The sequence below is a fragment of the Haemophilus sp. SZY H53 genome (assembly GCF_054332375.1).
In genome coordinates, this window is the sequence record NZ_JBTGNV010000008.1 from 27,598 (window position 1) to 49,833 (window position 22,236).

The following is a 22,236-nucleotide window of genomic DNA, read 5'->3' on the forward strand; positions in this document are numbered from 1 at the left end:
AAAATTAAAGGCGACAGAGCCGCCTAAAGTGCGGTCATTATAACGCAAGTTTTAAACGATGGGCTAGTTTTTGCGAAATTGGCTCGGTGAAAGCCCATAAATTGCTTTAAACGCCTTACTAAAATGTGCTTCTGATTGATACCCCACTTCAAGGGCAATCGCTAAAATAGTCTTTTGCGTATTTTTCAATAAAACAGCCGCCATTTCTAACCGCACTTGTGTGAGAAATTTTCCTGGAGGCATCCCTAATTGCTGTTGAAAGATCCGCATAAAGGTCGCACGAGACATGGATGCCAACTCTGCTAATTGCTCAATATTCCAATCTAATTGAGGTGAAAACAGGATTTTTTCAAGGACTTGATTCAGCCTTTTATCCTGCAACGCGGCTAATAAGCCTTGATTGAGCAAACCTATTTGCTGAGCATGACGCAAAATATAAATAAACAATACGTTTGATAATGCATCAATCACCGATTTTGTGCCTTGCTCCGGTTTCTCGGCTTCTTGTAAAAAAAGTGAAACCAAGGGCTGTACAGGCGTATTTTGTAGCGAAAGATGCAAATAGTCTGGTAATGAATTAATCAATAATGACGGTTTTTGATAATAAAACGTTCCACAAAACATCTTCAGATCGGGCGTACCTGCACCTATTTGATGGACATTAAAAAGTGCATTTGATTGCGCTCTCTGTAGGCTATTCTCTTTTTTTTGTTGAGAACTGCCCAAAAAGTGCGGTCGATTTTGAGGGAGAAAAAAGAGATCACCTTTTTTCAAATGAAACTGTTTTTCTGCAAAGGTTACCCAGCACTCACCTTGCTCGATTAAATGAAATAAACCTTGATACTCCGCCACATCAGGCTGATGTTCAACTTGCCAATCCCCTTGAAACAAGCAACGAATATTAATTTCCCCACGCACTTGCGCCAGCTGAGTTAATTTATCTAAATAATCCATTGTGAGATTTTCCGTCTAAAAGTTAAGACAATTTGACAAGTATCATACGCTAATCTGCTTATAATTCCTCTCGAAATTTGTACTAAATTTAAGGAGAAAAACCATGTTTGCAGATTGGAAAAATGATGTAGCACACGTTAAAAAATCATTCGGTGCATTAGGTAAAAAATACCCTAAAATGTTACAAGCTTACGGCGCATTAGGTGCGGCTGCAGCAGAAGGTAACGTATTAGATGCCAAAACCCGTGAATTAATTGCATTAGCAGTTGCCGTAACAACTCGTTGTGAAAGCTGCATTGGTGTGCACGCTGATGAAGCGGTGAAAGCAGGTGCAACTGAAGAAGAAGTGGCAGCAGCATTAGCGATGTCTATCGCATTAAATGCTGGTGCAGCTTACACCTACTCTCTTCGTGCATTAGAAGCTTACAACGCACAAAAAGGCGAATAATTCGCTAGGAACTTTATGATTCTTTTAGCCCTCATTTGAGGGCTTTTTTTATCTCTAAAATTGACCGCACTTTAAAATAAATTCAATGCTCTCATCTGAGCGACCACTTGCTCTACCTGAATTTCAGCCATTAAATTTTTACCTTTTAATTTGGTTGCCCAAGGCAATTCACTTGAAGGTTTTCCTTGTTCTTTTTGCACATTTTCTTCATATACCGACACTACATTATCCAGATTATAATAAGGTGCGGTACGTAACGGATTATGATAAGCATACAATCCAATCACTGGCGTACCTTGAGTAGTAGCAATATGGGCTGGGCCTGAATCGGGCGAGATGACTAAATTTGCTTGATGAATTAATGCAGCAAGTTGTTTCAAACTGGTTTTTCCTGAGGCATCAACCGGTTCAAAATCACAAAGTGCGATAATTTTTTTCACCATTTCTAATTCGCGTTTTGCCGGCGAGCTACAAAAAATCACATTCACATGATGTTGATGAGCAAGATTTGCCACTTCCGCATAACGCTCCACCACCCAATCTTTCTCGGCTTTACTAGAGCAAGGAGAAATAATCAGATTTTTACGCGTTGGCTCAAGAAACTGTTTGGCATATTCTCGATCTGAATCAGAAATTGCCAAGTGCCAAGAAAGTATCTCTGCCAGTGGTACACCAAGATAATCTGCAAAAGCCATAAAACCATCTAGTACATGAGGGGTGTCGGGATCTTGAACTCGACGATTCACAAACAACCACTGCCCTTCTCGAGAACGTTTTTTGCCAAACCCAATTTTATATTTCGCTTGAATACCAAGAGAGATAATAGAAGCACGAAATGCCGTCTGCATATTCAAAAGCGCATCAAATTGATTATTTTTCAAAAACATCCATAAATTCCATACGCCTTTCCAACCGCTCTTTTTATCGTAAGGAACCAGTTCCACGCCTTCAATACCGGAAAGTAGACCCATTTCTGTTTTACCCACAATCCACGTTAATTTCGTTTGCGGCCAATAACGTTGAATATGCTGCACCACAGCAAGTGTATGACAAACATCACCCACCGCAGACAAACGCAAAATACAAAGTGATTTAGGAGGTGAAGTAAAAAGTGGAGAATGGGACATTTGAATTCCTCGCGCATTTAATTTCCGTCTATTAACCAAAAATAATTTAATGAAAACAAAGGGCGAATTTATTTAATTCGCCCTTTTATTTATCTAGATTGCTACTTTTTAGGACCTAATCCTTCCGCAACAATATGCCCTTTCACATAGTGCTTAGTAAAGATAACGTTACCATCTTTATCAAAATATTTCCACATTCCTTGCTCTACGCCATTTTTTAATTCGCCTTGCGAGATAAGTGTTCCTGATTCATCATAATATTTAGTCGTTTTGACGCCATTTATTTCAACCACCTCCGATTTTATATTACCGTTAGGATGAAAAGTCTGATTCTCTATTGTTGAACGAATATACGCCGTAGCAGAACCAATACAAAAAAGCGCTAAAACAGTAAATAGAGGTTTTTTCATAGCTAATTTCCTCATATTAAATAGAGAGTCATCAAAATAATTTCTGGAAAAAGTGTAACCTAACAAAATAAATATGTAAAACAGTGCTTTTCACTTCTATTCATTTTATAACATAAAATCACACTGCAAGCGGTAAAATTCTGCGAAAATTTTACGAATTAACAAAATACAGATATCTCACTACTTATGTGATCTGCTTCACAACTTTGACATAAAATAAGATGAAAAGCTTGTAATGCTAGAAAATCAGCGTATTTAAAGTAGAATGAGGGCATTTTCTATAATTCGGTTCAACTAAAATGCTTGAATTCCAACAAGATAATCAATTCTTTCTTTTTAATCTCACGGAAAAACCAACTGAACCCGCTTCATTTTTTGAATCGGCTTTTTGGGAAAAACAACAACGTATTACCGGCTCAGCCAAAGGACGTGGTACAACCTACTTCCTGAATACAAAAGATCTGTTTGGGGTAAATACTGCCCTTCGTCACTATTATCGAGGCGGTTTATGGGGAAAATTCAACAAAGATCGCTATCGTTTTCAATCATTGAGTGAAACTCGCAGCTTGGCGGAATTTCAGCTGTTAAATCAACTCCATCAAGCAGGCGTTGCCGTACCTAAACCGATTGCTGCTCGTGTTAAAAAAGGCAAATTAGGGATTTGTTACCAAGCGGATATCTTGATAGAAAAGATCGAAAATGCCCAAGATCTGACCGCACTTTTACAAATTCAACAACTATCGAATGACATCTGGCAAGCCATTGGTAAATTAATTCGTCAGTTGCATGATTTGCAAATTTGCCATACGGATCTCAATGCTCATAATATTCTCGTGCAACAACTCGAAAATGAACAAAAATGTTGGCTCATTGATTTCGATAAGTGCGGTCAAAAATCAGGAGATTCTTGGAAACAAGGCAACCTGGAAAGATTACACCGCTCTTTTGTCAAAGAAGTCGGCAGAATGAATATTCAATTTAATGAAGAAAATTGGACTGAATTGTTGAAGGGATATAACGCCTAAAACGCGTTAGAGAAAGGCAATAAAAAGGACCGCCTAATGCGATCTCTATGAATGGTCCCCCCTACCGGACTTGAACCAGTGACCAAGCGATTATGAGTCGCCTGCTCTAACCGACTGAGCTAAGGGGGGAAGGTGCGGTTGATTATAGAGAAATAATCATTTGAAGTCTATATACAAAAGGATGGTCGTTGGAAAATTGACCATCCTTTTTTAGTCTGACTATTCTATTTTTAAATCCGACAGATTATTTGCTGCTCATAAACGGCATCATCCTCTAGCTTAATTCCATCTTCATTAAAATCAGCGGTATGTTTATGAGTAAATCTGACTTTTTCTGTCGCGCCCATTTTAAACCATTCATATTCCGAATCAATATGACCAATATCAATGGCACGATAACCTAATTCGGATAAATTATAGGCTAACACTTTTGCCGTTGGTCCAAGCATAAGCAATATGAGGCGATTTTCTGCATGCTGAATGATTGCTTGCTGAATTTGTTCAATGTAAGCATATGCATCTCTGGCAGGGCAAATAATTCGCTTAATAGAATGAGCATTATCAAATAAATCATTTCCCACTCCTGAACGCGAAGTCTCTCCTTCAACAATCAATAAATCTTTATCTTGCCAAAGCTGTTTTAATTTCTCGAACCAACGAGCAGACTGGCTTTTATCTTGCCAATCGATATAAGGACGAGAGAGGAAAGTATTCCCATACTCACTCGCAGTACATACATTCTCATAATAAAGAGAATGATTATTTAAATGAGTTCGCCAATAGCTTTTCGTTGAATCAATATAAGGTGAAAGTGAGTCAAACATCGGTGGTAAACAAATCAATCGATTTTCATTGCTTTCCATGCGTAAAATATTTTCTAACTCTGCCGCCAATTTTGGATCATAATCTTGGTAAACAATCCAATTCCCTTTAATCAGGATAAATTCACCATCACCAAAACGAATCACTGAGCAAGGGTTTTGCAACATAAAATCCAAGGTTTCATCTACGGATTTCACCTTTATTTGACGTGGTAAAACTTTATGATTTGCCTGAGCAATAAGAGGTAATGTTTGAATTAGAACATCAATATCACAAAAATCACCTAATCGATGAGCCAACCAATAAGGTTTCTCACTCTTCAATTTATTCAACATTTGCTTAATGAAAGCCTTACGAATCAAATACATCTGACAATACGCAAGATTGTAATGTTCTATCCGTCGAAAAAGTGCCGAATTAATCCGCCCTTCTCCTTGATAAATCTTATCATCCCAAAACTCATGCTGACGTGAACATTCTAGTAACGCAAGCTGATATTGAGAACCTGCTAGATAACAATTCACATATTCTTGCAATGCACCAAAGTAATTTGGCGATAGCTGTAAATCTGCTTCCGCAACAATCGCAAATTCATTATCAGCAATCGTTTCATCTACCGCTATTTTCCGCCAACATTCAATATGTGAAAGCGTATTAGCGATTTCATCTACCGTGACTTCCCGATGTAAAATTGCTTTGGCTTTTGACAAATTAAATACGGTTTCACCACCAAGTTGAGATACCAACTCAGATGAAACAGAAACAACAGCCGTGTAATCACAGCCATCTGCTTGAGCCAAGAAATGAGCAAGTTCAGTTTTCTGACTTGGCAAATAAATAACAAATCCTTTCATAGATTCTATTCACTTGATAATAAAAAGCCCCATAAAGGGGCTATTTAAGATTATTGCAATACCGAAATATCCGCCACTTGTAAGAACAAGTCTTGTAACGTATTTAAAATCGCTAAGCGGTTTTGGCGTAATGTTGGATCTTCAGCATTTACCATTACGTTATCAAAGAAACTGTCTACTGGTGCGCGTAAGTTCGCTAATTTATCTAATACTGCGGTATAATCGCCTTGTGCGATAAGCGGTTGTACTTCAGTGCGTAATGCAAGTACCGCTTCAGCAAGGGCTTTTTCTGCTGGCTCTACACAAGCGGTCAAATTAATCTCGCCAATTGCAGCATCCGCTTTGGCTAAGATATTGCTTACACGTTTATTTGCTGCCGCTAGAGCTTCTGCTGAATCTAAAGTACGGAAGTGTGAAACCGCACGCACGCGCGCATCAAAATCAGCAGGACGAGTTGGACGACGCGCCAATACCGCTTGAATCACATCCACTGCAATGCCTTCATCTTGATACCATGCACGGAAACGACCAAGTATAAAGTCCACTACATCAGCAACCACATTTTGATTGGTGAGTTTATCACCGAAAAGTGCGGCTGATTTTTTCACTAAATCTTCTAAATCCAGCGGCAAGTTATTCTCTACGATAATACGTAACGCACCTAATGCCGCACGACGTAATGCGAACGGGTCTGCACTGCCTTTCGGCGCTTGCCCGATACCAAAGATACCCGTCAAGGTGTCAAATTTATCCGCTAAAGCGACCGAACTTGCCACCAAAGATTTTGGTAATTCATCCCCCGCAAAGCGTGGCATATATTGCTCATTTAATGCGACTGCGACTTCTTCATCTTCACCGTCATGACGAGCGTAATGCATACCCATTACGCCTTGAGTATCGGTGAATTCGAATACCATGTTGGTCATCAAGTCACATTTTGACAGTAAACCCGCACGTTTTGCTTTCGCTTCATCTGCACCGATTTGTTTTGCAATTTCGCCTGCAAGTTGCTCAATACGGTCTGTTTTGTCTTTTAATGTACCCAGTTGTTGTTGGAATAACACGGTTTCTAAGCGTGGTAAACGATCAACCAGTTTTTGTTTTAAGTCGGTTTTGAAGAAGAATTCCGCATCGGTTAAACGCGGACGAACCACTTTTTCGTTCCCTTCGATAATCGCGGTTGGATCTTCAGGGTTGATGTTCGAGACAAAAATAAAGTGCGGTAATAATTTGCCGTCTTTATCATAAATCGGGAAATATTTTTGGTCGCCTTTCATGGTGTAAACCAAAGCTTCCGCAGGCACCGCTAAGAAACGTTCTTCAAATTTTGCCGCTAATACATTTGGATATTCCACCAAGGAAGTGACTTCTTCAAGCAAACTTTCCTCAATATCAGCCACGCCGCCAAGTGCGGTCGCTTTTGCTTGAGATTTTGCCAAAATTTCGGCTTTACGCTCGTTGAAGTCTGCAACTACAGAACCTTTTTCACGCAATAATTGCGGGTATTGGTCTGCATGTTGAATTTCAAATTCTTTCTCGCCTAAGAAACGGTGACCGCGAATGGTGCGTGCGCTTGCCACACCTAAAATTTCGCCTTCGATTAACTCATCACCTAGCAGCATGGTCACAGTATGGACCGGACGGATAAATTGCACGGTTTTATCTGCCCAACGCATTGGTTTGGGAATTGGCAATTTCGCCAACGCATTGGCCACTATGCCGCTAAGCAAGTTTTTAGTCGGCTGACCTTCAATTTTTGCACGATGAACAAGCCATTCACCTTTATCAGTCGCAATGCGTTCTGCTTGCTCAACGGTAATGCCACAACCTCGCGCCCAGCCTTCTGCCGCTTTAGTTGGTTTACCTTCCGCATCAAAGGCTGCTGACACTGCTGGCCCACGTTTTTCGATTTCCTGGCTTGGCTGTTGTGTGGCTAAGTTCAACACTTTCACCGCCAAACGACGCGGCGCCGCAAACCATTCAATTTTGTCAAAAGTTAAACCTGCTTGGTTTAATTCCGCCTCAACGTTATCCGCAAAAGAGGTTGCCAAGGTTTTAAGAGCTTTTGGTGGCAGCTCTTCTGTGCCGATTTCCACAAGGAAGTTTTGGGTTGTCATTTTTGTCTCTCTGGTAGGGTGCAACAAGATTGCACTTTAGTAATAGAATTAGTATTTTAATTTATCGATTTAAATACCAACTAAATTTTTCTTCATTACCTATACGAAATATTCTCACCGCATATTCATATCCATAGAATCCCGGTTCTTTTGTATTTACTATTATATTATCTATAAGTTTTGTCATACCAATAAATAAATTTGGCGCAACTTCATAAAAAGCTCTTTCATATTTAGGTTCTAGATCGATATAAATTTTTTCAACTTTACCTTTTGAGTTTGCAACCTTATTTATCAATACTTTATCTAGTATTTCCAATGCCTTTTTAGATTCTATCTGGTCAGCTTTCTTTTTCAAGATCCATTTATAGGATATAAACCATATCCAAATTGTAGGCAATACGATAGTAAAATTATGAAAACTACGATAACCTATATCACTATTATCTAAAAAAGTATATATAAAATCATTTTCTAAAAATTTTTCTAAGAATGAAGATATAATGAGTGGAAGAACTAAACTTAAAATAAAACTCCAATCCTTAATAAATAAGGAATATATGGAATATATAAATACGGCTGATCCTGCTAGCCCAAATAACCAGTCTAAATTTATAGCTGTTGAAACAAAGATAGCAATCGTAGTTACAGTTACTAAGATAAAAGCGTATTGTATTTTTTCTTTAGATTCTAAATCAAACATAATTTTCCTTTAGATATAAGTATCATGCACGAATTAGTTGAATTCACACACGAAGATGGGATATTTGATCGTGCGTGAAACTTTGTTTCACACACCCTATATTTTATTCATATTTTCAATATTTGAGACGCTGAGTGTCTAAAATGTTGAAAAAAAATGTTTTGTTAAAAATCTCCCTTTCCACCGCAAAATGCAATCATTGCTCCAATCCTTCTTTTCCTGGCAACATCATCATATACTCCGCGATATGAATATCAGAATTATTTACTTCCTGATATGTTACCGTTTTCAATACTCTCCCTCAACACCTCTTGAAAACGCTCGTAATCACAAAAGCCATTTTCATCTTTTTTACAGCCTTTGAGGGTTAATGCTGTTTGGTTTGGTGGTGTCGCTAAACTTAATGGCGTAATGTTAATCAGCTGTTCGGTGGTTTGATACACATAATCCAACTTAAATTTGAGCTTACCACTTGGTTTGTGTTTCCACACTTCAAATAGCAACTTGCCACCGATTGGGATATTTTCCAATGAATCATTCAATTCATAAGGTTCAACACCTAGTGCTGCCAGCAGAGCGACGATATTAGAATCGTGCCCAACCAATAAGCTAATTTTGTTTTCACTATTTAGCTGTTGCTGAATAAATGCCAATAACGGATATGATGCATTTTGTGCTAACGTTTCGTTGTTTTTAAATAAAGTGCGGTAATATTCGTTTTTAATTTCATTAATTGCACGCCATTTGTCTTGGCTATTCACACGACCGTTTGCGATTTCTGAATCAGGCTTACCCACATAATGTGCGAGCAATAACGCACTGACAATTTTCTTTCCGGTGCTGATAGAACCCGTAATTTTTACCGACTTACCGTCTTTAATACTGTATTCACCGACTTTTCCACCTAAATCACACTCGCCTTTTTGCAAGCAGTTTGGTGAGTTTTTGTAATCGATAATTTCACTTAATAACGCATAATTTGGCGCTAATTTTTGCTGTAAAGCGGTTAAATCAACGTTATTTTTTGCAGATTCAATCAAGGCTTTGCTTGGATTATGCGCTTGTGTATTAAAAATCGGATCTTTTTCTGAACCAATTTTACCGTGATGTTGCAGTTGTACATTACAGCCCGCAAATGCACCAGAAACAATCGCCTGACCTGTTGCAATGGTGCGTTGCACACCATTCGCATAAGCGAAAATGCCTTCACCTGATGCACAACGTTCAGTTGTTAATAACCCTTTATCCGAAAGCCACTGACCTAAATATTGTCCGAAATAGGTTTCTAGCACCGTCCCTTTTGCAGTGAGATAGCCAGATGGTACATTCCATTTTGCCCATTCATAAGGGGAATATTTCGCCATTTCTTGCGGATCTTTTTCCACTGGTGAACGCAATCCGTGTCGGCTGAAAATCAATACTTTCTCTAATTCATAATCAGAACTTGAGGAAGTTTGACCATTTTCTGTTGCAAACGCACTACTTGCTAAAACTGAGCCAAGCAAAAGTGCGGTGAATTTTAGGATTATTTTTTTCATATTCGATACCTAATCATTTAATGTTGAAATTGAGCTATAAAAATTCAAGGCATATTTGGTGCCGTAAACTAACACCATAAATACTGCAACAATATTGACTACTGCAAAAAAGATTAGTTGTTTACTGTTGCTCTCCACCCAGAGCATTTTAAATAATGCGAGCGTACCAATATTTTCATCAAGTTCGCTCTCTCCGCTTAGTGTTCTTAAAGTTTTCAGCATCTCACGTACAAAAGCGACTGTATTTATTGCCATGACGCTGAGTGCAATAAATCCTGAAGCCAAACTTAAAAACAGCACTAGCACATTACTCCACGCCCAATGTGTCCAATTCAGCTCAGAATACATAAATAACGCGAGTGATAAAAACAACACAGCGGGTGTTAAATTTCGCAAAAACATTAAATAGTCATCACCAATTCTAAATAAAAATTGCAAAAAACTGACTTTCTTCATTACTTTAAAAAATCTCTTTTAATTTGGCTTCATCTAAAATAACACGATCATCATCTAACAATAATGCCGGAAAGCCTGCATAGCCTTGTGCTTTTGCATCATCAAATGCGGCGTGACGATCACGCAAACGCAACCATTGTTTCAAGTTTGGAATGGAAGATAATACTTCCACCGCCTCATAATCCACGCCTAAGCGTTTTAACTCTGCGACAAATGGCGCTGTATCTGGGCAATCTGCCGCATAATAAAGAATGGGTTTCATTATTCACCTTCTTGTTCTGCTGCCGCAGTTGGGTTCAATTTCGGTTCGCCAATTTTGGTTAAGCGGTTACGATCACGATGTTCAAATGGTGCATCATAATTTGGGATAATCATGGTTGTGATTTGATCGTATGACCAAGTGCCATCATCATGAAATTTCACCGTCATTTCAAAACTTTCCGTGGTAAATGAACGCTCTAAGAACGGATTCGAAATAATGCCGCTTGTTAGTGAACCACGTACCGCTTTTACGGTGAATTCTTTCGCATCCGCCGGTGCATTACCGACCGCAATAAACGTTTGGCCGCGTGGAATGCTACCTGTTAATAAAATATTGCCTGTTTCAGGTTCCCATAACCAGTAACCGACTTGATCATGGAAGGTCTCTACTTCGCCTGGCTCTACAATATGGGTGTGATAACGTAATCCATAATAGAGTTGCGGACCATTGGTTTGACCATCAGTTGGATGGGCTTCGTAACGCTCGATATAAGGATCTTTTTCTGGCCCTTCCGCTTTCGGGTTGATATCCACACCACGCTTACCTTCCCAAACACCCGCTAATCTAGCCAATGGGCCTAAATTCGCGAGCGTATTAGGATCAATTTCTGGTTCCGTGTAGATATCGTCGGGGTATTGAAAATCTTTCATTATTTTATCCTTATATCGTTGGGTTGATGCTTAAAGTGCGGTTGTTTTTTTGCCTATTTTTTACAGCCTGGAAAACCTAAGGCTTCACGGCTCGCATAGTATGCTTCCGCCACACCTTTAGTTAATGCACGAATACGTAAAATGTAACGTTGACGCTCGGTTACCGAAATCGCTTTACGTGCATCTAACAAGTTGAAGCTATGTGCCGCTTTTAAGATACGCTCGTAAGCCGGTAATGGTAATGGACGCTCTAATTCCAATAAGCTTTTCGCTTCTTTTTCGTATTGATCGAAACAGTAGAATAAGAAATCGGTATCGGCGTATTCAAAGTTGTAAGTTGATTGTTCCACTTCGTTTTGATGGAACACATCACCGTAAGTGGTTTTGCCAAGCGGGCCATCAGACCAAACTAAGTCATACACCGAATCCACACCTTGAATGTACATGGCTAAACGCTCTAAACCGTAAGTTACTTCACCTGTTACGGGTTTACATTCTAAGCCGCCCACTTGTTGGAAATAGGTAAATTGAGTCACTTCCATGCCGTTTAACCACACTTCCCAGCCTAAACCCCAAGCCCCTAAGGTTGGGTTTTCCCAGTTATCTTCCACGAAACGGATGTCGTTTTTGGTCGGATCGAAACCAAGCATTTCAAGAGAACCTAAATAGAGTTCTTGAATATTATCTGGAGACGGTTTAATCACCGCTTGGAATTGATAGTAATGTTGTAAACGGTTTGGGTTTTCGCCATAACGACCATCGGTCGGACGACGTGAAGGTTGCACATAAGCGAATGCCATCGGCTCTGGGCCTAACGCACGTAATGCGGTCATTGGGTGAGAGGTCCCTGCGCCCACTTCCATATCAAAAGGTTGCACAATGGTGCAGCCTTGATTTGCCCAATATTCTTGCAAGGCTAAAATCATGCCTTGGAATGTTTTTACGTTGAATTTTGTACTCATAATTTTTTTAATAACAATGTGATGAAAAATACAGGCATTATACTTGAAACTATAAGGCGGATAAAGGCGAAAAAGTGCGGTCAGAAAAATCCTTAAATTTTTTATTTACCTTAAATTTCATTCATTTTGATGATGAGTTATTTTCATCATCATAGATTTGCTTGCCAAGCCTCAAATGTGTAAACTGCTGGCGTTTTTATACAGACTTTTATCCTAAGGATTCTACACAATGAAAAAAATGTGATTACTTCAGCGATTTTATTAGCGATTCCGGCATTAGCGGCTGCTGAAGACGTGGCGAAATTAGATGTGATTAACGTCTATTCTGCATCAGCCACGCCAACTAGCCTTCATCAAACCGCCTCATCTGTTACTGTTTTAACTGAAAAAGATTTTGCACAACGTGGTGCGACTTATGTCAGTGACGTATTGAAAACGGTACCGAGTTTAGCCGTGAGTACTTCAGGCGGTCGTGGCACATTAACTAATGTATTCTTACGTGGTGCGGATGCAAACCACACTGCAGTGATTATTGATGGCGTGAAAGTGAACCCAGTTTCTGGTTATGGCTTTGATTTCGGTGGCTTAGCATTAAGCAATATTGACCGCATCGAAGTATTGCGCGGGGAGCAATCCGCTCTTTGGGGAAGTGATGCGATGGGTGGTGTGATTTATATCACCACGAAGAAAGGCTTAGAAAAAGGTAAAACCTTCAACGTCGATTACGATTTCGGCACAGGCTCTAATCGTACAGTAGATGGTTCATTAACCCTTTCAGGCTCAAATAATGGTTTCTATTACGCTTTACACGGTGACAGCCACCATACCAAAGGCATTTCAGCACTCAGCAAAAACCGCTTTAACTACACTGCGCAAGATGGCACAGCGGTAAGTACCGGTGGTTCAAGCGAACGCGATAAATTCCACCGTGATAATGCTTCTCTTCGTTTCGGCTATGACGATAACCAAAAAGGTTTTGATTTCTTAACCTCTCACAGCAGCCAAACTGCTAACTTTGATAACAGTGCAACAGATGAAAAAGGCCACTACACTCGCACACGTGACACCTTGTTCAAATTAAGTGGTTTCTTGGGTAGCGATGATGAATTGCTTAAACATAAGGTTGGTGTAAGCCATCTCAAAACTGACAGCAATACCGTTGGCTATACATCGGCTTACGATGCGAAAAAACTCAACGCAAACTATCAATTAGATGTCAATTTCGATCGTGAAGGCACTCTCACGCAAGGTTTAAGCTTCTTGACTGACTATCAAAAACAGATTTCAACTCATCTTATTTCAACAATGCAGGCAATAAAAAACTTGTTGAGAAAAGCTTAGCGGCAGAATATCGCTTATTGCACGATGCAGATCATAGTTTAAATATTAGTGGTCGTTACACTGACAGCTCTGAATATGAAAACTCATGGACGGGCCGTATCGCAGGCGCTTACCGCTTGCACAATAACGTGAAAGCGCATGCAAGCTTCGGTTCAGCGATTCAAAACCCAACAATCACTGAATATTACGGTTACAACGCGCGCTATATCGGCAACCCGAATTTACAACCAGAGAAAAGTTTAGGTGGCGATGTTGGCTTCTTATTTGAAACTCATGACAACCGCCACAGCCTTGATGTGACTTATTTCGCTCGCAACGTGAAAAATGCGATTAGCAGCGAAGTGATCAACTTTACCACCTATGCAAGCCGTGCGGTAAACCTTGAAGGTAAGAGCAAAGTGAAAGGTGTTGAAGTGGCTTACAACGGTAAAATCACCGATGCATTAACTGCTTATGCTAACTACACCTACACGCAAACCCGAGATAGCAAAGGCGCTGAATTGGCACGTCGTCCAAAACATTTGGCGAACGCGGGCTTAGCATACCAAATCACTGAAAAATTAGGTGCGGATGTAAATGTGTCTTACACAGGCAAACGCATGGATACCTACTATTCACCGACCTACAGCACGTATAAAGTGAAATTGCCATCTTACACCTTGGCAAACTTAGGCGTGAACTATAAAGTGGCGGATAGCTTGACGATTTATGCAAATCTTAACAACGTATTCAATAAAAAATATGAAAACGTACTTGGCTATGGCCAAGAAGGACGTAATGTTTACGTTGGGTTGAAAGGATCGTTCTAATTATTACCTACTAACAAGGGCGTGCTTAGCACGCCTTTTTACATTCTTGATGGCGTAGCGTATCATTATCTATATGCAAAAAACTCGCTTAATTTTAACCGCACTTTTCCTTCCGTTTACCGCTCAGGCTTCGGAACAATTTGTCTCGCTTACGCTTTGCAGTGACAGATTACTTATTGAACTGGCTGAGCCTTCACAAATTGCTGCACAGTCACCTTATTCAAAAAATCCGTTGATGATGTTGGATAAAATTAATACCGACAAACCTGTACTAGAACCGCAATTAACGGAATTATTGCCCTATTTGGATAAAACGATTCTGATTAACGAAACCTTTTATCCACAATTAGTCGCAGAGCTGAAAAAACTCAATGTGAAGATTATTCCCATTAACGACAGCCCACAAACGCCAGATGAATTATTTACGTTGATTCTAGACTTAGGCAAACAACTGGGTAATGAGCAAAAAGCGGCTGATTTAGTAACAAAACTCAAATCGCAAAACTTTCACTTAAATCGACCGCTTACTGATACACTGATTTTGTCGGAAACGGGCGTAGTAGAGAGTTATTATCCGCAATATCCCGTGCTGTTAAGTTTACTCGGATTAACGCCACTAAAAACACCACTTACCGCACAAAATTTCTCATTAGAAAAAGTGATTTTAAGCCAACCGAATGTACTGATTTCTCTGACTGACAAACAAGGTTACAATGCACAAGCCGAATTACTGCACCACCCTATGTTGCAAGATTTTTTCAAAAACCAACCGCTTGTCAGCATCCCGATGAAATATACCTATTGCTTCGATCACGGCGTGTGGCAAGGGGCGGAGAAGATTTATGAGCAGTTAAAATAATGTAGCTGACAAATCTCCCCTAACCCCTCTTTGCTAAAGAGGGGAATTCCATTATTAAATTAACTCTAGATGACATATTTATATGTCTTTATGTATAAATGATTAGAATAAACCATCAGAATTATAAGTCCCTACACTCTAATCCCCCTCTTTAGCAAAGAGGGGTTAGGGGAGATTTGACAAAATCAAATTAACAAATGATATTTGGATTACATAGGAAATTGATCATTGACCAAAACACTAAAATTAAATACCGCACTTTTCTTCGCGTTGCTGTTGATTAGCGGATTTGCAGTTTATCATCAGCTCGGTGATTTCGCGCATCTTAAAAATGCGGATGGTGTGCTCACTGATATGCGTTCGATGGTGCTGTGGGATATTCGTTTCCCACGTATTGGTTTAGCTTTATTAACGGGTGCTAGCCTAGCGATTGCCGGCAATGCGATGCAAGGCATTTTCCAAAACCCATTAGCGAGTCCAGGCTTACTTGGCAGTAGTTCTGGCGCAACAGCGGCTAGTGTATTTATCCTCTATTATTTTGCCGTGCCATTTTCACTGCTCTTAGCCGGAGGAGTAATTGGCGCGCTTTTAAGCTTTTTTATCGTGTATTTGATCGCTAAAAACTACGGCACTACGATGATGATTCTAAGTGGTTTAGCGGTCAATATGTTGCTTAGTTCTGCAATTGCATTACTACTTTCCAACGCGGAAAGCCCGTGGGCATTAGCTGAACTTTATCGTTGGCTACAAGGCTCATTGATGTGGGCAAAATTAGATACCTTGCTTATTTCACTCCCGATTGTTCTGGCGGGAGTTTTCTGTTTATACCACACTCGCCGATACTTAGATTTACTCACCTTTGGTGAAGAAACAGCGAGCACAATGGGCGTAGATCCCAAACGTAGCTTTTTTATCAGCACCTTTGGTGTGGCTTTATTAGTAGGGGCAACCATTCCACAAACCGGCACCATTGGTTTTATCGGCTTAATCGCGCCACACTTCGCCCGTATTTTACTGAAAGCTCGTCCGTCACAACTTTACCTTACCAGTGCATTAATTGGGGCTTTACTGCTATTATTGGCTGATTTGGCGATTTTATATATCTCACTGTTTTCACATATTTACATCGGCACATTGACCGCACTTATCGGTGCCCCTTGCTTGATTTGGATGTTATTAACGCAACAGAGAAAAATCTATGATTAGAATTGAAAAACTCACCCAAACCTATTGCTTAAATGACATCAACTGTACGCTTCCATCAGGTAAGTTGATTGGTATTATGGGCGCCAATGGTGCGGGAAAATCTACCTTATTAAAAACCATTGCGGGTATCCTCCCCCTCAAACAAGGGGAGGTTTGGTTCGATAATCAGCCATTAAGCAAAATGAATGCAACTGAAAAAGCCAACACATTGCTTATCTTGCACAAAATACGCAAATTCATTGGGATTTATCGGTTTATGATGTGATTGCGTTAGGCTTGACAGCTCCATTACCAAAAGAAAAAGAGCGGTCAAAAATTCAAGCGTTTTCAGAAAAATTTGCGGTAACGCATTTACTTGATAAGCCATTTCAACAACTTTCAGGGGGCGAAAAAGCGCGTGCACAACTCGCCCGCTGCTGCATTAAAGAATCTCCTGTTTTATTGGTCGATGAGCCGATTGCGCCACTCGACCCTTATTATCAAATTGATATGATGGAACAGCTTCAATCACTCACACCACAACATACGTGTGTTGTTGCCATTCATCACCTTTCATTGGCTTATCAATTTTGTGATGAAATTGTTCTATTAGATAAAGGAAAATTGTTAGCTGTAGGTGAAACGCAAGCCGTGTTGAATGCAGACAATTTGGCAAAAGCCTTTCATATTCGGGCTGAAATTGACCCAATGAAAAAGACTATCTCAAAAATTGAAAAGCAATAAAAATAAAAGCACTTAGCAATTCACTAAGTGCTTTTTTATAGAAATGAACTATGGTTGGATTTCTGAATCTACGAAGAAATAAGCAATTTCTCGTTTTGCGCTTTCAACACTATCAGAACCATGGACAGAGTTTTCACGCTGACTTAACGCGAAGTCTTTGCGGATAGTGCCTTCTGCCGCCTCAGCCGGATTCGTTGCCCCGATTAAAGTGCGGTAATCTTTCACAGCATTTTCTTTTTCCAATACAGAAACCACCATCGGACCAGATATCATATACTCCACCAACGGCTCAAAAAATGGTTTACCCTGGTGTTCAGCATAGAAACCTTCCGCCTGTTCTTTGGTTAATTGCACCATTTTAAGTGCAACAACACGAAATCCCTGTGATTCAAAACGCCCTAAAATAGCACCAATTAAATGACGCTTTACTGCATCGGGTTTGATAATTGAAAAAGTACGTTCTGTCATAAAATCCTACTTAACTTGCTTTCGTTACTAATAAATTTGCTAAAGTTTTCACACCGATTCCAGTTGCACCCACAGCCCATAAATCACTACCAGATTTACGATAAGTGGCCGAACAATCAATATGCAACCAACGTTGTTGATAGTTTTTCACAAAATACGATAAAAATGCTGTTGCAGTACTTGCGCCTGCGACAACCGGCGCTGTACCTGTATTTGCAATATCAGCAAAAGAAGAAGTGATTTGGCTACGATGGAACGCTTCAAAAGGTAAACGCCAGAAAGGCTCATTTTCTTCTTTCGAGGCTTGGAACAAGCTATTTACCAACGCATCATCCATGGAAAGCACGCTGTGGTAATCATTACCGACTGCCACTTTCGCTGCACCGGTTAAGGTTGCACAATCGACAATAAATTGTGGATTTTGGCTATCAGCCTCAATTAAACCGTCTGCTAATACTAAACGCCCTTCCGCATCAGTATTTAAAATCTCAGCAGTTACACCATTTTTATACGTGATGATATCACCCAATTTAAATGCATTACCGCTCACCAAGTTTTCTGCACAGCATAAATAGAGTTTTACACGTTGATTTAAACCGTGCGCAATCGCAAATCCTAATGCTCCCGTTAATAATGCAGCGCCCCCCATATCGGTACGCATAGTACTCATACCATCACTTGGTTTGATGCTATAACCACCACTATCAAAAGTAATACCTTTACCCACTAAACACGCTAATACTGGCGCATTTGGATCATTAGTCGGGTTAAAATCTAATTGCAACATAGCGGGTGGATTAATAGAACCACGCCCCACCGTAAAGATCCCGTGATAGCCTTGCTCTTTTAACGCTTCACCAGAAATGATTTGAAAACTGACCGCACTTTTATCAGCATAATTTTCGGCTTGTTTAGAAATAAACTCAGCCGCGCGTTCGGCTAATTTAACCGGAGTAAGGGTTTGTGCCGGTTCATTAATAATTCCACGCACAAAATCACCACATTCAATACGGGCTAATAATTCATCTTGTGGCTCATCATCTAAATGAGGAAATTCAATCGAATAGTCTTGCTTTGCCGAGTAAAAACCTTGATAAAATGCCCAGCAATTTTCTAACTCCCATGCATCACCCACAAGCTCTACATCTTTAATACCTTGCCCACGTAATTTACGTGCCGCTTTTTGGACTAAAACAAGGTTCGATTTTTCATCATCTTTAAGATGAATAACGGCTTTATCTTGATTAAAACTTAAAATGACATTTTTGCCCCAACACTCCGAAGCGGGAGCCGTTGATAATGTAATTTGCATGTGGTTGTTCTCCTTTATTTATCTATTATTCTCTAAGTACCATTTTACCGTCTGACGAAGTCCTTGTTCAAAGGTTATTTGCGGTCGCCAACCTAATTCTGCATAAATTTTAGAACAATCCAATGAATATCGCACATCGTGACCAGGTCGGTCTTTTACAAAAGTCATTAAATCTTCGTAATACTTAATGTAATTAGGCTTATTTGGTGCAAGTTCTTCGAGTAGTTTGCAAATCATTTTAACCACTTCAAGATTTGTTTTTTCACAATTTCCACCGATATTATAGTTTTCCCCGACTCGACCTTTGGTTAAAACTAAATATAAAGCTTGAACATGATCTTCCACAAATAACCAATCACGAATCTGCTGCCCATCACCATAAATTGGCAAAGGCTTTCCCATCACAGCATTTGAAATCATTAAAGGAATGAGCTTTTCAGCATGCTGATAAGCCCCATAGTTATTGGAACTATTTGTGATAATCACCGGCAAACCATAAGTGCGATGCCAAGCGTGCACCAGATGATCACTTGCTGCTTTCGAGGTGGAATAAGGACTACTCGGATGATAAGGGGAATGTTCAGTAAAGGCTGGCGCAGAAAGGGATAAATCCCCATACACTTCATCAGTAGAAATATGGTGGAATCGAAAGGTCGTTTTTTTAGCTTCGTCTAAGGTATACCAATAATTCTTAGCAACCTCTAACAACGTATAAGTACCAACAATATTGGTTTGAATAAAATCAGCTGCTCCAGAAATAGAACGATCGACATGACTTTCTGCCGCCAAATGCATCACTGCATCAGGCTGATATTTCTCGAAAACGCTTTCTATCGCCTTAAGATCACAAATATCAATTTGCTCAAAAGCATAGCGAGGATTATTTTCTACCTCTTTCAACGCTGATTGATTTGCCGCATAGGTCAGTTTATCAATATTGATAACAGAATCTTGAGTATGATTAATGATATACCGAATAAGGGCGGAACCGATGAAGCCGGAACCGCCGGTGATGAGGATATTCATAGCTTATGGAAAAACAACCCTCAAATAAGGAATTCTTTTTATAACGAACACTACACTTAGGCATACAAAGTAGGTCAAAAAAGCCCCAGCAAAGCGCCAATAAACATTATCAGCTGTAATTTGTAGAAAATACAATTCATAAGACATCGCTAGCTTATGAATTAAATAAATCCCCAAACTACATGATGATAAAACGGCAAGAAAGTTTGCGATCTTAACAGATTCGACATATTTTCCTATTTCTTTAACTAGAACAAATACTGCCAAGGCTAATAATACAGAATGAAATTGTATATAACCAAACAGAAACTTATCAATCTTTCCTTGCTCTAAAGAATAATAATAGGTTCCAGCATATCTAATAAATGCAGATATCAGGCCAAGTAAATAAATTATAATCCTTTGCTTTCTAGATAGCTCGATTGTAGAAAAAAGGTAACCTAAAATTAGAAATAACACATATCCAGCAACTGGAAATGATAATGAATTATTATATTTAACACCTAAAGATAGAAAGAGTAATGGCAAACAAGAATGAGTAACAAATAAAAAAATAGCCATATACCACAAGATGTTCCTGTTATCCTTTAGCAAGGATAATACGGGTATAAAACAATACAATGATATCAGAGGGATAAAGAACCAATATATATCACCATGGTATATTCTTGTTGTAATAATAGCACTCAAAACTTCATTGATATTCTTATATGCGAACTTCCCCACTAACCACGAGTGGAATAGTAAAATAATACTCCATATAATGAAGGGAACTATTGCTCTAAAAACTCTCTTTTTAAAGAAATCCTGAGTTGAATATTTATTTCGATATCCAAATATGTTATTCTTGATTTGGTTACTACACCCATTAAGAAGCTCCATCGCGTTTTATAACAGTATGAATTGTTTTAAGTAGAATAATAACATCATTCCATAATGACCAATTTTTCATATACCAAACATCCATCTCAACACGCTCATCAAAATGCACATCACTACGCCCGCTAACCTGCCATAATCCAGTAATACCAGGTTTAACAGCTAATACTAGCGGTGCTTTTTTACCTATATCATTTTTCTCAATAACCATATATGGACGCGGTCCGATAAGGCTCATTTCTCCTCTCAATACATTAAATAACTGAGGTAACTCATCAAGAGAGGTTCTTCGTAAAAAACGACCTACTTTTGTAATTCGGGGATCATTCATATACTTGTGATAAAGATCATAATATGCTTTTTCCTCAGGGTGATTTTCCAACCATGCTGACATAAAAGATTGATCTGAATACATTGACCTAAATTTATAGCAAAAGAATTCTTTACCATTTAGCCCTAAACGTCTTTGCTTAAATAAAATATCACCTTTAGGGTCTTCAAGCTTCAACCAAAAAGCAATAATCAGAAGCACTGGCCCCCATAAAAAGAATGAAAATATCACCAACAGATAATCAAGCATTAACTTGATAAACTTATTTATCTTGCTTAATAGTTTATTTTCCAAAATAAATACATTTGTACGCGAACTAAACACATTATAAATATGCGATTGTGAGAAGTCATACCCATTTAGCACAGGTGTAAAGATAATCTCTCTGCTATTTTTAATATTCTCCTCAATGATCCTATCAAGTTTCTCTTTCGTCAAATTCACACTATCGATGAAAAGTGTCGAGTGTTTAGAATCTGATGACTTTACATAACCTAAGTAATAATTATCAAACAATACGGACTCAAAATCATGATTATTTGAGATTACTTTTGCCGTTTTCTTCCAAAAGCCTAATAGAAATAAAACCTTTTTAGTAAATAGCTTCAATAATGGTATTGTTATCACACTTAACGAGAATATTAGAATCAACGTACTTCTAGAGTAATATTCAGCATTCTGTCCTAAAACCAACCCTGCTAATACAATAACAAAAGATAAGAGGCTAGAACGCACAACTATTCTAGCCTCGTGCCAAAAGTCAAAACGTTTTGTATAAACGCCAAAATAAAATAAAATAAAAATAAGGGTAACATAAACACTTCCAAATGAGAGATAACTATATCCAATAACTGGCAAATCAAAGAAGAGATTTAATATCTTTCTTAGTGATACAGCTAGCGCGATTGCTAAAAATATAGCCACCACATCAAATAGCATTAAAGTGATCGTTGA

The 22,236-nt window shown here is 39.0% G+C and carries 20 protein-coding genes, 1 tRNA gene and 2 pseudogenes; 6 read left to right on the forward strand and 17 right to left on the reverse strand.

The window, feature by feature from the left end; all coding sequences use genetic code 11:
- Positions 1-63: 63 nt before the first annotated feature.
- On the reverse strand, positions 64-954 hold the full coding sequence (locus ACXVWB_RS08250; RefSeq protein WP_289902221.1) for an AraC family transcriptional regulator: 891 nt from the start codon (positions 952-954) through the stop codon (positions 64-66).
- A gap of 103 nt (positions 955-1,057) precedes the next feature.
- Between ACXVWB_RS08250 and ACXVWB_RS08255 the strand changes: the two genes are divergently transcribed.
- On the forward strand, positions 1,058-1,402 hold the full coding sequence (locus ACXVWB_RS08255; RefSeq protein ID WP_005698020.1) for a carboxymuconolactone decarboxylase family protein: 345 nt from the start codon (positions 1,058-1,060) through the stop codon (positions 1,400-1,402).
- 71 nt (positions 1,403-1,473) lie between these two features.
- On the opposite strand, the gene ACXVWB_RS08260 is transcribed toward ACXVWB_RS08255, so the two are convergent.
- Together ACXVWB_RS08260 and ACXVWB_RS08265 are read right to left on the reverse strand one after the other, a co-directional pair.
- Positions 1,474-2,529, reverse strand: a complete 1,056-nt coding sequence (locus ACXVWB_RS08260) for a glycosyltransferase family 9 protein (protein WP_289902220.1) — start codon at positions 2,527-2,529, stop codon at positions 1,474-1,476.
- A 101-nt stretch (positions 2,530-2,630) separates the two neighbouring features.
- On the reverse strand, positions 2,631-2,939 hold the full coding sequence (locus ACXVWB_RS08265; protein ID WP_014064182.1) for a toxin-antitoxin system YwqK family antitoxin: 309 nt from the start codon (positions 2,937-2,939) through the stop codon (positions 2,631-2,633).
- 299 nt (positions 2,940-3,238) lie between these two features.
- Between ACXVWB_RS08265 and ACXVWB_RS08270 the strand changes: the two genes are divergently transcribed.
- A complete protein-coding gene (locus tag ACXVWB_RS08270; RefSeq protein ID WP_289902219.1) occupies positions 3,239-3,964 on the forward strand; it encodes a 3-deoxy-D-manno-octulosonic acid kinase in 726 nt (241 codons plus the stop codon).
- A 52-nt stretch (positions 3,965-4,016) separates the two neighbouring features.
- Here ACXVWB_RS08270 and ACXVWB_RS08275 read toward each other — a convergent pair.
- From ACXVWB_RS08275 to glyQ, 9 genes are all read right to left on the reverse strand, one after another.
- Positions 4,017-4,093: transfer RNA gene (locus ACXVWB_RS08275), tRNA-Ile, on the reverse strand.
- Positions 4,094-4,194: 101 nt separating this feature from the next.
- Entirely contained in the window at positions 4,195-5,640 is a 1,446-nt protein-coding gene (locus tag ACXVWB_RS08280) for an SP_1767 family glycosyltransferase (RefSeq protein ID WP_289902218.1), read from the reverse strand.
- A gap of 50 nt (positions 5,641-5,690) precedes the next feature.
- Positions 5,691-7,757: a glycine--tRNA ligase subunit beta gene (gene glyS / locus ACXVWB_RS08285; protein WP_289902217.1), complete on the reverse strand. Its 2,067-nt coding sequence runs from the start codon at positions 7,755-7,757 to the stop codon at positions 5,691-5,693.
- 61 nt (positions 7,758-7,818) lie between these two features.
- A complete protein-coding gene (locus tag ACXVWB_RS08290) occupies positions 7,819-8,460 on the reverse strand; it encodes a hypothetical protein (RefSeq protein WP_289902216.1) in 642 nt (213 codons plus the stop codon).
- Positions 8,461-8,720: 260 nt separating this feature from the next.
- Complete coding sequence (locus ACXVWB_RS08295; RefSeq protein ID WP_458485302.1) at positions 8,721-9,998, reverse strand: histidine-type phosphatase; 1,278 nt, start codon at positions 9,996-9,998, stop codon at positions 8,721-8,723.
- Positions 9,999-10,007: 9 nt separating this feature from the next.
- Complete coding sequence (locus ACXVWB_RS08300) at positions 10,008-10,454, reverse strand: hypothetical protein (RefSeq protein WP_065249913.1); 447 nt, start codon at positions 10,452-10,454, stop codon at positions 10,008-10,010.
- A 4-nt stretch (positions 10,455-10,458) separates the two neighbouring features.
- Complete coding sequence (locus ACXVWB_RS08305) at positions 10,459-10,716, reverse strand: hypothetical protein (protein WP_049357988.1); 258 nt, start codon at positions 10,714-10,716, stop codon at positions 10,459-10,461.
- Positions 10,716-11,366, reverse strand: coding sequence for an FABP family protein (locus ACXVWB_RS08310; protein WP_458485303.1), 651 nt, complete (start codon positions 11,364-11,366; stop codon positions 10,716-10,718). Before ACXVWB_RS08310 ends, ACXVWB_RS08305 begins: the two co-directional genes overlap by 1 nt.
- Before the next feature lie 53 nt (positions 11,367-11,419).
- Entirely contained in the window at positions 11,420-12,328 is a 909-nt protein-coding gene (gene glyQ / locus ACXVWB_RS08315) for a glycine--tRNA ligase subunit alpha (protein ID WP_458485304.1), read from the reverse strand.
- A 219-nt stretch (positions 12,329-12,547) separates the two neighbouring features.
- Between glyQ and ACXVWB_RS08320 the strand changes: the two are divergent.
- The 4 genes and pseudogenes from ACXVWB_RS08320 (at position 12,548) to ACXVWB_RS08335 (ending at position 17,266) form a co-directional block, all read left to right on the forward strand.
- Positions 12,548-14,478: pseudogene (locus ACXVWB_RS08320) on the forward strand (TonB-dependent receptor plug domain-containing protein).
- A gap of 73 nt (positions 14,479-14,551) precedes the next feature.
- Positions 14,552-15,337 carry a helical backbone metal receptor gene (locus ACXVWB_RS08325; RefSeq protein WP_458485305.1) on the forward strand — a complete coding sequence of 262 codons (786 nt, stop codon included), beginning with the start codon at positions 14,552-14,554 and terminating at the stop codon, positions 15,335-15,337.
- A 228-nt stretch (positions 15,338-15,565) separates the two neighbouring features.
- Positions 15,566-16,543 carry a FecCD family ABC transporter permease gene (locus ACXVWB_RS08330; RefSeq protein ID WP_458485306.1) on the forward strand — a complete coding sequence of 326 codons (978 nt, stop codon included), beginning with the start codon at positions 15,566-15,568 and terminating at the stop codon, positions 16,541-16,543.
- Positions 16,536-17,266, forward strand: a pseudogene (locus tag ACXVWB_RS08335) (ABC transporter ATP-binding protein). Before ACXVWB_RS08330 ends, ACXVWB_RS08335 begins: the two are co-directional and overlap by 8 nt.
- A 48-nt stretch (positions 17,267-17,314) precedes the next feature.
- Here the strand turns inward: ACXVWB_RS08335 and ndk are convergent.
- The 5 genes from ndk to ACXVWB_RS08360 are packed head-to-tail and all read right to left on the reverse strand — an operon-like array spanning position 17,315 to position 22,221.
- Positions 17,315-17,734 (reverse strand): nucleoside-diphosphate kinase, encoded by a 420-nt coding sequence (ndk, locus tag ACXVWB_RS08340; RefSeq protein ID WP_302998326.1) that lies wholly within the window; start codon positions 17,732-17,734, stop codon positions 17,315-17,317.
- A 10-nt stretch (positions 17,735-17,744) separates the two neighbouring features.
- Positions 17,745-19,046: an aminopeptidase PepB gene (gene pepB / locus ACXVWB_RS08345; RefSeq protein WP_458485307.1), complete on the reverse strand. Its 1,302-nt coding sequence runs from the start codon at positions 19,044-19,046 to the stop codon at positions 17,745-17,747.
- A gap of 18 nt (positions 19,047-19,064) precedes the next feature.
- Positions 19,065-20,072 carry a dTDP-glucose 4,6-dehydratase gene (gene rfbB / locus ACXVWB_RS08350; protein ID WP_458485308.1) on the reverse strand — a complete coding sequence of 336 codons (1,008 nt, stop codon included), beginning with the start codon at positions 20,070-20,072 and terminating at the stop codon, positions 19,065-19,067.
- 3 nt (positions 20,073-20,075) lie between these two features.
- The gene (locus tag ACXVWB_RS08355; RefSeq protein WP_458485309.1) at positions 20,076-20,954 is read right to left on the reverse strand and encodes an acyltransferase; all 879 of its coding nucleotides are present in this window, start codon (positions 20,952-20,954) and stop codon (positions 20,076-20,078) included.
- Entirely contained in the window at positions 20,941-22,221 is a 1,281-nt protein-coding gene (locus ACXVWB_RS08360; RefSeq protein ID WP_458485310.1) for a sugar transferase, read from the reverse strand. The genes ACXVWB_RS08355 and ACXVWB_RS08360 overlap by 14 nt, the downstream gene beginning before the upstream one ends.
- Positions 22,222-22,236: the final 15 nt, after the last annotated feature.

Bases quoted from the DNA above. Each gene is read 5' to 3' on its own strand.
- ACXVWB_RS08250 (WP_289902221.1), bottom strand. From the start codon at position 954: ATGGATTATTTAGATAAATTAACTCAGCTGGCGCAAGTGCGTGGGGAA.
- ACXVWB_RS08255 (WP_005698020.1), top strand. From the start codon at position 1,058: ATGTTTGCAGATTGGAAAAATGATGTAGCACACGTTAAAAAATCATTC.
- ACXVWB_RS08260 (WP_289902220.1), bottom strand. From the start codon at position 2,529: ATGTCCCATTCTCCACTTTTTACTTCACCTCCTAAATCACTTTGTATT.
- ACXVWB_RS08265 (WP_014064182.1), bottom strand. From the start codon at position 2,939: ATGAAAAAACCTCTATTTACTGTTTTAGCGCTTTTTTGTATTGGTTCT.
- ACXVWB_RS08270 (WP_289902219.1), top strand. From the start codon at position 3,239: ATGCTTGAATTCCAACAAGATAATCAATTCTTTCTTTTTAATCTCACG.
- ACXVWB_RS08280 (WP_289902218.1), bottom strand. From the start codon at position 5,640: ATGAAAGGATTTGTTATTTATTTGCCAAGTCAGAAAACTGAACTTGCT.
- glyS (WP_289902217.1), bottom strand. From the start codon at position 7,757: ATGACAACCCAAAACTTCCTTGTGGAAATCGGCACAGAAGAGCTGCCA.
- ACXVWB_RS08290 (WP_289902216.1), bottom strand. From the start codon at position 8,460: ATGTTTGATTTAGAATCTAAAGAAAAAATACAATACGCTTTTATCTTA.
- ACXVWB_RS08295 (WP_458485302.1), bottom strand. From the start codon at position 9,998: ATGAAAAAAATAATCCTAAAATTCACCGCACTTTTGCTTGGCTCAGTT.
- ACXVWB_RS08300 (WP_065249913.1), bottom strand. From the start codon at position 10,454: ATGAAGAAAGTCAGTTTTTTGCAATTTTTATTTAGAATTGGTGATGAC.
- ACXVWB_RS08305 (WP_049357988.1), bottom strand. From the start codon at position 10,716: ATGAAACCCATTCTTTATTATGCGGCAGATTGCCCAGATACAGCGCCA.
- ACXVWB_RS08310 (WP_458485303.1), bottom strand. From the start codon at position 11,366: ATGAAAGATTTTCAATACCCCGACGATATCTACACGGAACCAGAAATT.
- glyQ (WP_458485304.1), bottom strand. From the start codon at position 12,328: ATGAGTACAAAATTCAACGTAAAAACATTCCAAGGCATGATTTTAGCC.
- ACXVWB_RS08325 (WP_458485305.1), top strand. From the start codon at position 14,552: ATGCAAAAAACTCGCTTAATTTTAACCGCACTTTTCCTTCCGTTTACC.
- ndk (WP_302998326.1), bottom strand. From the start codon at position 17,734: ATGACAGAACGTACTTTTTCAATTATCAAACCCGATGCAGTAAAGCGT.
- pepB (WP_458485307.1), bottom strand. From the start codon at position 19,046: ATGCAAATTACATTATCAACGGCTCCCGCTTCGGAGTGTTGGGGCAAA.
- rfbB (WP_458485308.1), bottom strand. From the start codon at position 20,072: ATGAATATCCTCATCACCGGCGGTTCCGGCTTCATCGGTTCCGCCCTT.
- ACXVWB_RS08355 (WP_458485309.1), bottom strand. From the start codon at position 20,954: ATGGAGCTTCTTAATGGGTGTAGTAACCAAATCAAGAATAACATATTT.
- ACXVWB_RS08360 (WP_458485310.1), bottom strand. From the start codon at position 22,221: ATGCTATTTGATGTGGTGGCTATATTTTTAGCAATCGCGCTAGCTGTA.